Genomic DNA, 12983 nt, shown 5'->3' on the forward strand with positions numbered 1-12983 from the left:
GGCGCTTTTTCTATTCTAATCACTATTCCCAAAAGACTCGGGGAATAAAGTTAGTAAGGTGAAATATTCGACAGACATTGGATATGAATCGTGATCTCTTCACGATCATGATACAAATGTTTAGCTTGTAGCTTGAACTTTACCTTATTATCAATGAGGAACTGCTTCAGATTTTCAAGGTCTTGCAGCACTTCGTCATAACGCCCTTTCATTGGCAGCTTAAGGTTAAAGATGGCCTCTTTTGCCCAACCTTTTAACAGCCACTGTCCCATCAGGTGAGCAACACGAGCTGGCTTTTCCACCATGTCACAAACAATCCATGTTACGTTCTTGCGGTCTGGTTCGAACTTAAAACCATCCACCATATGGTGCTTGATCTGGCCAGTTTCCATCAAACTGTCTGCCATCATGCCGTTATCTACGCAGTGAACGAACATTGAGCGCTTCACTAATTGGTACGTCCAACCGCCTGGACATGCACCTAAATCCACACCCCACATACCTGGTGCCAAACGCTCATCCCACTCTTCACGTGGAATAAAGACATGAAATGCTTCTTCCAGTTTAAGTGTTGAACGACTTGGAGCGTCTGCTGGGAATTTAAGGCGAGGGATACCCATGAAGAACTGTGAGTTGTTGTCAGTGTAAGAGTAACCAACGTAACAGTGGCCAGGCTCAACAAAGCAAATGTGCAGTACTGGTTTTTTCGCGTTATCTTTGTTCAGCATTAAGCCTTTGCCGCGCAACGCTTGACGCATTGGGACGGTAAACTTACGGCAGAATTTCAGTAGCTCTTTCGCTTCATTTGTATCTGGCGTTTCAATTCTCAAATCACCACAACGAGGGAATGCTTCAATGTCTGCTAGTTCATTCAAAATTGGACTAATGCGGTCATCACTTGGCAACGATTGAAACTCAGCTGCTACCGCAAACATTTGTCGAGCAAAAATTAAAGACTTAAAGTCTAAACCTCTCGCAAGTTTGTCGGCATCTCCATCTTGGTAACACTCGAAGACAACATAACCTGAGTTTCTCTTCACACGAGGGAAGCCATACACTTCCAACTGTGTCGCTTTGTCCTGAATTTCACCAGCACACTCTTTCTCAAAGCCAGAACGGCAATAGAGCATTAGTTGTTTCACTTGGAGACCTCTTTGATATTGAACGCAGCAAAAAAGAACAGACACCAACCAATCATGAACAGTAATCCTCCCACAGGAGTAATTGGCCCAAACCACTTAATGCCCGTCAGCGCCAGCGCGTAAAGACTGCCGCTAAAACAAAAGATGCCGATAATAAAGCAAATCGCCGCAATGAAAAAATATTTTTGTGCTTTTTGTCCCAAATTGAGCAGAAGCAGAATGGCACAAAACACAATCGCCAACGTGTGAATAAATTGATACAGAACTCCGGTCTCAAATACACCGAGCAAATAAGGGGCCAGTGTCGCTTTTAGCCCATGAGCAGCAAATGCTCCAAGAGCGACCGAAATCAGCCCAGACAGAGCAGAGAATGAGAGTAACCACTTACTTTTCACTGTACACCTCTTTTATAAACGCCGCTAACTGCTCTATCGCGAGTGCAATGTTACCCACTTCAGTATGACCTGAGATCTTGCGCGGTTTGAAGCTGTGGTCACCATCAGGTAAAAAGCTCACCGTTACTTGTGACGAAAGGACGAAATCATCGAATTCCTCACGCTTACCAAAGGTGTCTCGTTCCCCTTGCAGAATCAGCGTAGGTTTCTCAATGGTTGCTAAGTGTTCGCCTTTGTATTTCTCTGGCTTTCCCGGCGGGTGAAATGGAAACCCTAAACAGGCAATGCCCGCCACCAGCTCATTTTCAGCCAACAAGCTCGACATACGACCGCCCATTGACTTACCACCAATAACCACGGGAGAAGAAGTAAAGTGAGCGATCACTTCGCTGTATGCTTCGAGCAACTTTGGCGCGCGATCGGGCGGACGCTTTTTGCCATCTTCCGAACGTTTCACCATGTAAGGGAAATTAAAACGCACTACACGAATACCTTGCTCCACTAATCCTTTGGCGACAGCTGTCATGAAGTCATGCTCCATCCCCGCACCTGCGCCGTGAGCAAAAATAAACAGCGGTCCGTTTTCAGGTCCCTCAGCTATCCAGTGATTCATCCAATACTTCCTCTTGTTCTTTTCTCGCGGTTGCTAACATCCAGTCTCTAAACGTTGCGATTCGGCCCATATCTGCCTGCTGTTCATGACACACCACATAGAATGCATTCTTAGATATCAACACCTCGTCGAATGGTGCAATGAGTCGTCCGGCTTCCATTTCAGGTTTGGCGAGTACGTTGTTACCGAGCGCGACCCCCTGACCGTGCGCAGCAGCCTGTAGCACCATCGTTGAGTGACTAAAAATAGGACCGTGGTTTACGTTGATGCCTTCAATGTTGTAATGACGAGCAAACTGCTTCCAGTCTTTACGCGAAGTATCGTGTAACAAAGTATGTAATTTGAGGTCACTTAAAGATTCTAATGGTTTGTTACCCAAAAGTAATGAAGGTGAACAAAGTGGGATCAAAAACTCTTGGTACAATTTATCTGCTCGCAAACCTGGCCAGTTCCCACGGCCATAGTAGATCGCCACATCAACATCATCAGTCAGTGAGCCTTCATCCATATCTACGGCTTTAATACGTACATCGATATCGGGCTCTTGAGCATTAAAATCGGCCAAACGAGGTACAAGCCATTGGATAGCAAAACTCGGCGGTAGGCTAATCGTCAATGCCCCTTTTTCGCTACGTTCCAACACCTTATCTGTCGCTTCCGCAATCGAGGTGAAAATATCTTTGATATCGAGAAAGTAACTTTGGCCTTCTTCTGTTAACAACAAAGAACGATTACGTCGACGGAAGAGCTTCAATGATAAGAACTCTTCAAGCGCTTTAATCTGGTGACTGACCGCGGCTTGAGTAACAAATAACTCTTCTGCTGCTCGTGTAAAACTGAGATGACGAGCAGCCGCTTCGAAGACTCGAAGCGAATTTAATGGAGGCAATCTGCGAGACATATGGGACCTCTAATAGGATTAGTTTTTTTAATCTGAAACATTATAAAATGTCCGTTGTCGAACAGCCAGATAAATTCTATATTTCACCCCGCAACACGGGCCTGAACGGCTTGATTTCTTTGGAAATCAATTGGCTTCGTTGTTGCGATGTTGTGTTTGCAAACTCGTATTTCGAGTTAGGTAGATTTCTACCATAATGTTTTGTCCACACTCCCTGTGACAAAACATATACTTCCTGTATTTATTTTTGACCTGTCTGTCAAATTTGTTACACCGCCTAAATTAGGCGGTGTTTTTTTATCTATCAAAAATCTCATCCGCATATCTGGCAGCAATATCACTTTATTACTCTTCTTTCGGATTAATTATCGTTATATCAACACAAAGTGTATGGCTTTGCGATGAGCCTCAACATTATGCTAAGTAATGGTTGTCTGTAACGCGATCAAAAACAAAAAAGGCGCAAATTGATGTCTCAATTTGCGCCTTTTAACGTATTTTAACAGTCAGCTATGGACGGTAAACTTTTACGTTGCTGAAGCCTTGCTCTTGCAAGTAAAGCGCTTGCAGACGGCTCATCACACCGCGGTCACAGTAAAGTAGGTATGTCTTAGACTGGTCTAAGTCACCAAACTGTGTACCCAGCTTGTAGAAAGGGATATGTTTCACATCCACACCTTCGATTTCAAGTGGGTTATCGTCTTCCTCTTCAGGACTACGAATATCTAGCACAACCGCGTGCTCTTCTACCGCTTGAACTTGCTCTACTTCTGGTGCGGCTTGCTCAGACTCTTTCGCGATATCACGAATGTCCATCATGCGAGCTTCTTGAACCACTTGCTCAAGGATACTGAAGTCGAATTTCTCTTCTTCAGCTTCTAGCTTGCCTTTCACCGCTTTCACGGTTGGCTTCTTAGAGATAACACCACAGTATTCTGGCATTGTCTTTGCGAAATCTTCTGTGCCGATTTCACGTGCTAGATTGATGATGTCTTCTTTATCCCAGTTGATAAGCGGACGCAGAATCAGCGTGTCTGTTACGTTATCGATGTGGCGTAGATTGGTTAGCGTTTGGCTCGATACTTGACCTAGCGCTTCACCTGTTACCAATGCTTCGATCTTCATCTTCTGAGCGATCATGCCTGCTGCACGCATGAACATACGCTTCAAGATCACGCCCATTTGGCCGTCATCGACTTTCTCTAGGATTTCCGCAACCACAGGCTCGAAATCAACTGAGATAAAACGTACTTTTGCTGAAGAACCGTATTTGTTCCATAGGTAGTGAGAAACCTGCTTAACGCCGATTTCGTGTGCTGGACCACCCAAGTTAAAGAAGCAGTAATGTACTTTTGAACCACGCTTGATATGAAGATAGCTTGAAACACCAGAATCGAAACCACCCGAGATCAGGCTTAACACGTCTTCTTGCGTACCCAGAGGGAAACCACCTAGGCCTTTATGACGAGACAATACTTGGTTTAGCTTGTCGTTCGAGACTTCTACCTTGATCGTCACGTCTGGGTTTCGTAGCTTAACACTAGCGCTTTCAATCGCTTGATTTAAACCACCGCCTACATAACGCTCTAGTTCAATAGAGGTAAAGTCATGCTTGCCACGACGCTTCGCACGTACAACAAAGGTTTTATTTTCGAGTGCAGCACGGTTGAGTTCTAGCACTTGCTCGAAGATATCGTGCAAGTCTTTAAATTCAGTTTGCTTCACTTCCAGTACGTGGTGAATGCCTGGTGTATGAGTCAAAACCTCAAGAACTTCAGCGTGGAATTCGTTACTCTCAGAGGTCACTTCAATGTGATCACGACGGTTAAATACCGCGACAGACTCCGTGCGGCTCTTAATGATGTTACGAATGTTGCACTCTAAAATCTTTGTGAAGCGCTTACGCACAGATTCACTTTTTACAAAAATTTCTGGATGGGGCTTTACAATAAATTTCATAGTCTAATTCGCAGGTTAGTTTCGCAATCAACAAAGAGTGACACTCAACTTCAATACTTCATACGCAGTAAAACCGCGTTTCAGTCACAAAAAGTAGTCTGAGCTCACTTTTAAGGCGCAAGATTATACACCCAAGCGGATTGGAAAAACAAAAAAAGCGAGCAATCTGCTCGCTTTCTTGTCTCTTTACTGACTTAAAACTAAAGCCTAGTTATTGAATTACCGGCACTTCTTCACTGTAGAGAGGCTCGCCTTGCATAATGCTGATTTCAACCCGTCGGTTAAGTGCGCGATTGTCATCAGAATCATTCGGTAACAAGGGCTCCGTATCCGCCATGCCTCGTACTCTTAAACGTTGATGAGAGAAGCCTCTCACTTTCTCCATCTCTTGCGCGACTGATACTGCGCGCTGAGAAGAGAGATCCCAGTTAGAGCGATAAAGTTCCGAATCTAGCGGTCGATTGTCTGTATGGCCAGATACTCGAACAATGCCTGGCACATCTTTTACTAGCTCTGCAATCTGACGAACTAAAGGGCGAAACTTAGGCTGCAAGAAGGCCGAACCTTCTGGGAATGCACCTTTTTCACGCATACGTATAACAATCTGCTGACCGAGGTTTTCAACTTCAATGGCGCCTTGTTCAATCTCTCGCTCTAAGGCTTTCTTGATGCTTTCCATCAAGGTTTCCATCTCTTGCGACATCTCTTTAGATTGCTGTTGCTGCATGTCCGCTTCGGCAGATTCATTGTTTTGAGTTGACGTTTCTGGCGATTGCCCACCCGTTAACTTGCCTTCATCACGTTTTGTGCCACCAGCTCGATCAGACTCCCCTTCATGAAATTCGAGCGTCTGCTGAGTGATGTCCATGGTTTGCTGCATGATGACATCAATCGGAGTTGGTTCCGGCCGACCCGGTCGAAACTCTTGGGCAATAATGCTAGTACCTTTAGGAATGTCTTTCACTTCAAGCTGATTTTGCACACCGAAGGCAAATTTCATTGATCCTGCAATTTGTTTGAACTTCAGTACATCCATCTCAGAAAACGAGAGCAGAAGAACAAAGAAACACATCAGTAGCGACATCAAATCTGCGAATGTCCCCATCCATAACGGGAGGCCAGGTGGCGGACAATCGCATTTGTTATCTTCATCATCCATCACGACTCTCCAAGTTACTCGTCAATCTCAAGGGCACGTTTACCTTCATTGAGGTAGTTCTTCAAGTAACTATCGATCACTCGCGGGTTTTGGCCATCTTGAATCGCTAATACGCCATCCATGATCAAACGGCGATTTAGCGTTTCTTGGTCACGGCGAAGAGAAAGCTTATCCGCAATAGGGAAAAACACCATATTGGACAGGATCGCGCCATACAATGTGGTCAAGAGTGCAACGGCCATTGCTGGTCCAATCGCTTTAGGGTCATCCATGTTTGAAAGCATCGCAACAAGACCAACCAAGGTGCCAATCATTCCCATTGCAGGAGCAACGTCGCCAAAGGCGCGAAATACACCAGTACCTTGCGTATGTCGTTCATCCGTAAGCGCGATGTCTTTTTTGAGTGCCGCTCTCACAACGTCGGCATCATGGCCATCAACCAGTAGATCAATGCCTTTCTGCATGAATGTGTTGTTTATTTCCATCTCTTCAAGAGCAAGAAAACCACCTTTACGCGCCGCATCGGCCATTTCCACAATTTTTGCGATCAGGTCTTCGGGTTCATCCGCTTTAAACATGAAAGCTTTGCCTGCAATCTTTGTCGCACCAAAAAACTGTCCCATTGTGAACTTCATCAACACGACGAATATTGAGCCACCAACGACAATAAGGATCGACGTGACATCGACAAACATGCCGATGCTGCCACCAAGCACCATCGCCATAATGACGAATGCAAAACCACCAATCAAACCTAATAGGGTTGCTAAATCCACAAAGCACTCCTCACGCTATACTCAAATACTGCCATTGGGCGGATTATTACCTGTATCGACAACTCGCGCAGAATTTTTAGAAAAATCTTAGCTAATGGATCACAAATTACACCTAACAACCTCAACCAAAATATGGGGTTTCACCGCTTAGACTCGTTGAACGCTAATTTTGTGACAATTATATAAGGTTAAATTTGACCAAGTTACTAGGCTAAGGTAACTTTCGTGCATCTTACCCGAGGCTTGATTAAGGCAGAAAAAAGATGGCGGTCAAGAAACCAGAAAACATGACCTTTGAAGCAACCATTGAAGAGCTTGATAGCTTGGTTGATCAATTAGAAAATGGCGATCTTGCTCTAGATGATGCCCTGCGTAAGTTTGAACGAGGCATTGCCTTAGCTCGTGCAGGCCAAACTAAATTAAGCGACGCCGAACAGCGCGTGAGCATTCTTCTTAATGAAGATGATGAAGCACCACTGAGTGACTTCAAACCAGATTCAGAATAACAATCAGTAGTGAGCAATGTGATGCAACAGACATTGACGTCTTTTCAACAAAGAAACAATCAGCAATTGAATTTGTGGCTCGATCAGCTTCCATATCAAGAGCAGCCATTGATTCAAGCAATGAAATACGGCCTTTTGCTAGGTGGAAAACGCGTTCGCCCTTTTCTTGTTTACATCACAGGTCAAATGCTCGGCTGTAAACCTGAAGACTTAGACACCCCCGCCGCTGCTATCGAATGTATACATGCCTACTCACTCATTCATGATGATCTGCCAGCCATGGACGATGATGAACTGCGTCGAGGTCAACCAACTTGTCATATTAAGTTTGATGAAGCAACCGCAATACTGACAGGTGACGCACTACAAACTCTTGCCTTCACTATTATTGCTGATGGTCAATTAAGCCCGGCGGCTGAAGCTCAACGCATCAGCATGATCAAAGCCTTAGCGCATTCCTCTGGTGCCAGCGGCATGTGTGTAGGGCAAGCCTTAGATTTAGGCGCGGAAAATCGCCAAGTTTCTCTTGAAGAAATGGAAGAGATACACCGTAAAAAAACCGGAGCTCTGATTGATTGTGCGGTAAAATTAGGTGCATTAGCTGCTGGTGAGAAAGGTATCGAGGTTCTACCTCACTTGGAGCGCTACTCAAAAGCAATTGGTTTGGCGTTTCAGGTTCAAGACGATATTCTTGATATCATCAGTGACACAGAAACACTGGGTAAGCCTCAAGGTTCCGACCAAGGTCTGAATAAGAGCACTTATCCTTCCCTGCTGGGTTTAGAGGGAGCCATAGAGAAAGCTCACACTCTGTTACAGGAAGCACTTCAAGCATTGGAAGCTATCCCATACAATACTCAGTTACTCGAAGAGTTCGCCCGATATGTCATCGAGCGCAAAAATTAACACTATAAGCGCGCATTTATATGACTCTTGATATTTCAAAGTACCCAACACTGGCGTTAGCAAATACACCGGAAGAATTACGTCTTCTTCCGAAAGAAACATTACCAAATCTGTGTGATGAACTGCGAACGTATCTGCTAAATTCAGTGAGCCAATCTAGCGGACACTTAGCGTCTGGCTTAGGCACCGTAGAGCTAACTGTCGCTCTGCATTATGTTTACAACACCCCTATCGACAAATTGATTTGGGATGTTGGTCATCAGGCTTACCCGCACAAAATCCTCACCGGACGTCGCGATAAAATGCCAACAATTCGCCAAAAGGATGGTCTACACCCTTTCCCCTGGCGTGAAGAAAGTGAATATGACACGTTGTCTGTCGGTCACTCTTCGACATCTATCAGTGCAGGTCTTGGCTTGGCCATCAGCGCACAAAAAGAAGGCAAAGGCCGTAAAATTGTCAGTGTGATTGGCGATGGCGCAATTACAGCAGGCATGGCATTCGAAGCCATGAACCACGCTGGCGACGTTCATCCTGATATGTTGGTGATTTTGAACGACAACGAAATGTCGATTTCAGAAAACGTCGGCGCCCTGAATAACCACCTTGCGAAAGTACTTTCTGGTAGCTTGTACACTTCTATCCGTGAAGGCGGTAAGAAAGTGCTGTCTGGTGTTCCACCTATTAAAGAGTTGGTTCGCCGTACGGAAGAGCACCTAAAAGGCATGGTGGTGCCTGGTACTCTGTTCGAAGAGTTCGGCTTTAATTACATTGGCCCGGTTGATGGGCACGACGTCAATGAACTCGTCAAAACGCTGAAAAATATGCGTGAGCTCAAAGGTCCTCAATTCCTACACATCATGACCAAGAAAGGCAAAGGTTATGAGCCTGCCGAGAAAGATCCTATCGGCTACCATGCAGTGCCGAAGTTCGCACCGGCAAACAATAGCTTACCGAAGAGCAGTGGCGGTAAGCCAACTTACTCAAAGATCTTCGGTGACTTTTTATGTGACATGGCGGCCCAAGATCCTAAGCTAATGGCAATTACGCCAGCAATGCGCGAAGGATCAGGTATGGTGCGTTTCTCAAAAGAGTACCCAGACCAATACTTTGATGTGGCGATTGCTGAGCAGCACGCAGTGACACTGGCAACAGGCATGGCAATTGCGGGCGATCATCCAATCGTTGCTATCTATTCGACTTTCTTGCAACGTGGTTATGACCAATTGATCCACGACATCGCGATCATGGACTTACCAGTGATGTTTGCGATCGACCGCGCAGGTCTCGTTGGCGCAGATGGTCAAACTCACCAAGGTGCGTTCGATTTGAGCTTTATGCGCTGTATTCCGAACATGGTGATCATGGCGCCAAGCGACGAAAACGAGTGCCGACAAATGCTTTACACTGGCCATAAGCATTCTGGCCCGAGTGCGGTTCGATACCCTCGTGGTAGCGGCATGGGCGTAGAAATCGAAACTGAGTTTACGGCGTTAGAAATCGGTAAAGGGCGCATGGTTCGCCAAGGTGAAAAAGTTGCTATTCTGAGCTTTGGTACTTTCTTGGGTAACGCGCTAGAAGCGGCAGAATACCTTAACGCCACTGTTGCTGATATGCGCTTTGTGAAGCCGCTCGATGAAGCATTAATTCGTCAATTAGCCGCAGATCATGACGTGCTCGTGACGTTAGAAGAAAATGTTATCGCAGGTGGTGCAGGTGCGGGTGTCGTTGAGTTCATGATGAAAGATAAAATCATTAAGCCAGTCTTAAACCTAGGTTTACCCGATGAGTTTATTCATCAGGGAACACAAGATGAACTGCATGAAGAGCTTGGTCTCGATGCAAAAGGAATTGAAAAATCCATCTTGGATTATTTAGCAAAATAGCATGTAAAAAGGGATGCTCATGGCATCCCTTTTTTACGTCCAGTGTTTAGTTCATGGTTTAATTCATCCAGCCAGCGTATTTTGCGACTAGAAACAGGGCAACACCAGCCATAATTCCCGCCACGATATCATCAACCATAATACCTAGCCCACCGTGAACTCGCTTATCTAGCCACCCAATTGGCCAAGGTTTTACCATATCGAAAAAACGAAATAAGATGAAGCCAGTGATCAACCACTTCCATTCAGTGAGTGGAATATTCAGTGCAGGTACAATGCTCATCGTAATCCAAAAGCCCGCAAACTCATCCCATACGATTGAACCATGATCATGTACTTTCATGTCTGCAGACGTCACTTGGCATATTTGAATGCCGATCACACACGAGATCAGAACAACAATGACATACGCCGTAAATGGTAATTGTGCCAACAGCAAAAAGAAAGGCACGGCCGCCAGTGTGCCCATTGTTCCAGGGATAAACGGGGATAATCCACTGCCAAAACCCGTCGCCAATAGATGCCACGGATTCTTTAATGAAATCAGAGAAAGAGGGTTGGTCATATCCTTAAACCTATACTGCTAGTTTGGTTTCAATCGTCATGCCTGCGAGTTACTCAATAGTAACAGGCTCTTGGCTAGAGCTTAGCTCAGATCATTTAAAGTGGTCGAAGCCACTTAAGTCCCAATCAAGTGGTTGATTGTTATCATGCAGCTCGAAGGTTCCATTTGGTCGGATTTGACCAATACATGTGACCTTACAGCCAGTATGAGATAAAGCGCTTTGTAACGAGCCTCGATTTTGCTCCGGCACGGTAAAACACAACTCGTATTCTTCGCCACTTGCTAAAGCATACTGCTGCGCGCTGATCTTATCATCTAAAAACTGGACTAATTCTGAAGAGATCGGTAGCTGAGAGACATCAATACTAACCCCAACCTGAGATCGCTGTAAAATGTGCTTAATATCAGAGATTAAACCATCTGAAATATCTATCGCCGACGAGGCTAAGCCAACAAGAGCTTGTCCAGCAAGCACACGCGGAGAACTAAGGTAATGAGCTCGCTCTAGTGCTTCCGCGCCGGCTCTGCTGCGCAGAGAGTCATCTAGAATCACATCCAAGCCAGCTTTTGCATCGCCAAGGTTTCCCGTTACATATACCCAATCCCCAGGCTTGGCTCCGGATCGCGTGAGCGCTTTGTCTTCAGGTACAAAACCTTGCACCGTGAGTGTCAGACACAATGGCCCTTTGGTGGTATCACCGCCTATTAACTGAATACCATAGTAATCAGCCAGTTCGAAAAATGCATCACAGAAAGGAGCAAGCCATTTTTCATCTGGCTCAGGCATCGTTAATGCAAAGCTCACCCACGCAGGCGTTGCGCCCATCGCCGCCAAATCACTGATGTTAGAAGCCAATGCTTTGTGTGCGACCCATGCTGGGTTCGCGTCGGCTAAGAAATGCGTTCCAGCTACCAATGTATCCGTGCTAATCGCAATCTGAACATTAGCTGGCGCTTTGACCAAAGCGCAATCATCACCAGCGGCTAGATGGACATCTTTACGTTGGCTCTGACGACCGACGAAATACTTGTCTATCAGATTAAATTCACCAGACATAATTCACTTACTTTTTGATGTAAAAGCTTTTGATACAAAAAAGGTCAGCATGTGCTGACCTTTTCATTGAAGAAATCGTTATTTCTTACGAATGTGAGGTGCTGCTTTATCAAGTACACCATTCACAAACTTGTGGCTATCTTCTGCTGCAAAAACTTTTGCAAGTTCAATCGCTTCATTGATAACAACTTTGTAAGGAACATCTTCGCGACGAGTCATCTCGTACATAGCAAGGCGAAGAAGAGCAAGTTCCATCATATCTAAATCCTGCATAGGACGAGAGATGTATGGACGAATTTTGCTATCTAGCTCAGCGTGGCTAAGTACAACACCGCTTAATAGTTCACGGAAGTAAGCTACGTCTGTCTCTGGAGCAGCAAGCGCTGGCTCAGATGCATGAAGTTCTTCTTCATCGTATTTGTCGCCAGACAAAAACTGTTCTTCAATCTTGGCAACATTCTCTTTAGTAATTTGCCATGAGTAGATCGCCTGTAGAGCGAATTGACGTGCGTTACGACGTGCGGCTGGTTTCACACTGGCCCCCATTAGGAATCAATTTCAGATAGTACATTAATCATTTCAAGTGCGCTTAGTGCAGCCTCTGCACCTTTATTACCAGCCTTGGTTCCTGCGCGTTCAATCGCTTGATCGATCGTATCAACAGTCAAAACACCAAATGCTACTGGAATGCTGAATTCCATAGACACTTGTGCTAGACCTTTGTTCATTTCACTACAAACATAGTCAAAGTGAGGCGTTCCACCGCGAATAACAGACCCTAGAGAAACAATAGCGTCGAATTTGCCAGTTTTAGCAACACGCTGAGCTACTAGAGGTAGTTCTACGGCACCTGGACAACGCACAACCGTGATGTTGTCTTCGCTTACTTGTCCGTGACGCTTTAGTGTATCGATCGCACCAGAAAGTAGGCTTTCGTTAATAAAACTGTTGAAACGAGAAATAACGATAGCAATTTTTGCATTTGGCGCTGGGAAGCCACCCTCGATCACTTTCATAAGCTTTCCTTTAACTCTATTTATAAGTGAAATATGTTCATCAAGTGAGAATCGCCGGATTCTAGCACAAATTTGTGAGCAATATCTAATGGAAATTGGAGG

At 45.2% G+C, this 12983-nt stretch carries 14 protein-coding genes; 3 read left to right on the forward strand and 11 right to left on the reverse strand.

Going from position 1 to position 12983, the window contains the following annotated elements; genetic code table 11:
- Window positions 1-50: 50 nt before the first annotated feature.
- From rlmM to pomA, 7 genes are all read right to left on the reverse strand, one after another.
- The gene (rlmM, locus tag R8N47_RS14715; RefSeq protein WP_017820611.1) at window positions 51-1142 is read right to left on the reverse strand and encodes a 23S rRNA (cytidine(2498)-2'-O)-methyltransferase RlmM; all 1092 of its coding nucleotides are present in this window, start codon (window positions 1140-1142) and stop codon (window positions 51-53) included.
- Complete coding sequence (locus R8N47_RS14720; RefSeq protein ID WP_042521214.1) at window positions 1139-1537, reverse strand: DUF423 domain-containing protein; 399 nt, start codon at window positions 1535-1537, stop codon at window positions 1139-1141. Before R8N47_RS14720 ends, rlmM begins: the two co-directional genes overlap by 4 nt.
- On the reverse strand, window positions 1527-2150 hold the full coding sequence (locus tag R8N47_RS14725; protein ID WP_005383614.1) for an alpha/beta fold hydrolase: 624 nt from the start codon (window positions 2148-2150) through the stop codon (window positions 1527-1529). Before R8N47_RS14725 ends, R8N47_RS14720 begins: the two co-directional genes overlap by 11 nt.
- Complete coding sequence (locus tag R8N47_RS14730; protein WP_005383616.1) at window positions 2131-3051, reverse strand: transcriptional regulator GcvA; 921 nt, start codon at window positions 3049-3051, stop codon at window positions 2131-2133. Before R8N47_RS14730 ends, R8N47_RS14725 begins: the two co-directional genes overlap by 20 nt.
- Window positions 3052-3561: 510 nt before the next feature.
- A complete protein-coding gene (thiI, locus tag R8N47_RS14735; RefSeq protein ID WP_005383617.1) occupies window positions 3562-5010 on the reverse strand; it encodes a tRNA uracil 4-sulfurtransferase ThiI in 1449 nt (482 codons plus the stop codon).
- 211 nt (window positions 5011-5221) lie between these two features.
- Complete coding sequence (locus R8N47_RS14740; RefSeq protein WP_005383619.1) at window positions 5222-6169, reverse strand: flagellar motor protein MotB; 948 nt, start codon at window positions 6167-6169, stop codon at window positions 5222-5224.
- Between the two features lie 14 nt (window positions 6170-6183).
- Window positions 6184-6945, reverse strand: coding sequence for a flagellar motor protein PomA (pomA, locus tag R8N47_RS14745; protein ID WP_005381564.1), 762 nt, complete (start codon window positions 6943-6945; stop codon window positions 6184-6186).
- Window positions 6946-7208: 263 nt separating this feature from the next.
- On the opposite strand from pomA, the gene xseB reads away from it, so the two are divergent.
- From xseB to dxs, 3 genes are read left to right on the forward strand one after another with little or no spacing between them, the layout of a single operon-like run.
- The gene (gene xseB / locus R8N47_RS14750) at window positions 7209-7451 is read left to right on the forward strand and encodes an exodeoxyribonuclease VII small subunit (RefSeq protein WP_017635682.1); all 243 of its coding nucleotides are present in this window, start codon (window positions 7209-7211) and stop codon (window positions 7449-7451) included.
- 21 nt (window positions 7452-7472) lie between these two features.
- Window positions 7473-8357: a (2E,6E)-farnesyl diphosphate synthase gene (gene ispA, locus R8N47_RS14755; RefSeq protein WP_033905843.1), complete on the forward strand. Its 885-nt coding sequence runs from the start codon at window positions 7473-7475 to the stop codon at window positions 8355-8357.
- A 20-nt stretch (window positions 8358-8377) separates the two neighbouring features.
- A complete protein-coding gene (gene dxs / locus R8N47_RS14760; RefSeq protein ID WP_064353674.1) occupies window positions 8378-10243 on the forward strand; it encodes a 1-deoxy-D-xylulose-5-phosphate synthase in 1866 nt (621 codons plus the stop codon).
- 58 nt (window positions 10244-10301) lie between these two features.
- On the opposite strand, the gene pgpA is transcribed toward dxs, so the two are convergent.
- From pgpA to ribE, 4 genes are all read right to left on the reverse strand, one after another.
- Window positions 10302-10808 carry a phosphatidylglycerophosphatase A gene (gene pgpA, locus R8N47_RS14765; protein ID WP_005381569.1) on the reverse strand — a complete coding sequence of 169 codons (507 nt, stop codon included), beginning with the start codon at window positions 10806-10808 and terminating at the stop codon, window positions 10302-10304.
- 91 nt (window positions 10809-10899) lie between these two features.
- A complete protein-coding gene (gene thiL / locus R8N47_RS14770; protein ID WP_047102095.1) occupies window positions 10900-11865 on the reverse strand; it encodes a thiamine-phosphate kinase in 966 nt (321 codons plus the stop codon).
- 78 nt (window positions 11866-11943) lie between these two features.
- On the reverse strand, window positions 11944-12411 hold the full coding sequence (gene nusB / locus R8N47_RS14775; protein ID WP_005381571.1) for a transcription antitermination factor NusB: 468 nt from the start codon (window positions 12409-12411) through the stop codon (window positions 11944-11946).
- Complete coding sequence (gene ribE / locus R8N47_RS14780; RefSeq protein WP_005381572.1) at window positions 12411-12881, reverse strand: 6,7-dimethyl-8-ribityllumazine synthase; 471 nt, start codon at window positions 12879-12881, stop codon at window positions 12411-12413. Before ribE ends, nusB begins: the two co-directional genes overlap by 1 nt.
- Between the last annotated feature and the right edge of the window lie 102 nt (window positions 12882-12983).

The sequence above is a fragment of the Vibrio sp. 2132-1 genome, from assembly GCF_033344315.1.

Excerpts from the sequence above, each read along its gene's own strand:
- R8N47_RS14725 (WP_005383614.1), bottom strand. The coding sequence starts at position 2,150 with ATGAATCACTGGATAGCTGAGGGACCTGAAAACGGACCGCTGTTTATT.
- R8N47_RS14730 (WP_005383616.1), bottom strand. The coding sequence starts at position 3,051 with ATGTCTCGCAGATTGCCTCCATTAAATTCGCTTCGAGTCTTCGAAGCG.
- thiI (WP_005383617.1), bottom strand. The coding sequence starts at position 5,010 with ATGAAATTTATTGTAAAGCCCCATCCAGAAATTTTTGTAAAAAGTGAA.
- R8N47_RS14740 (WP_005383619.1), bottom strand. The coding sequence starts at position 6,169 with ATGGATGATGAAGATAACAAATGCGATTGTCCGCCACCTGGCCTCCCG.
- xseB (WP_017635682.1), top strand. The coding sequence starts at position 7,209 with ATGGCGGTCAAGAAACCAGAAAACATGACCTTTGAAGCAACCATTGAA.
- ispA (WP_033905843.1), top strand. The coding sequence starts at position 7,473 with ATGCAACAGACATTGACGTCTTTTCAACAAAGAAACAATCAGCAATTG.
- dxs (WP_064353674.1), top strand. The coding sequence starts at position 8,378 with ATGACTCTTGATATTTCAAAGTACCCAACACTGGCGTTAGCAAATACA.
- pgpA (WP_005381569.1), bottom strand. The coding sequence starts at position 10,808 with ATGACCAACCCTCTTTCTCTGATTTCATTAAAGAATCCGTGGCATCTA.
- thiL (WP_047102095.1), bottom strand. The coding sequence starts at position 11,865 with ATGTCTGGTGAATTTAATCTGATAGACAAGTATTTCGTCGGTCGTCAG.
- nusB (WP_005381571.1), bottom strand. The coding sequence starts at position 12,411 with ATGGGGGCCAGTGTGAAACCAGCCGCACGTCGTAACGCACGTCAATTC.
- ribE (WP_005381572.1), bottom strand. The coding sequence starts at position 12,881 with ATGAAAGTGATCGAGGGTGGCTTCCCAGCGCCAAATGCAAAAATTGCT.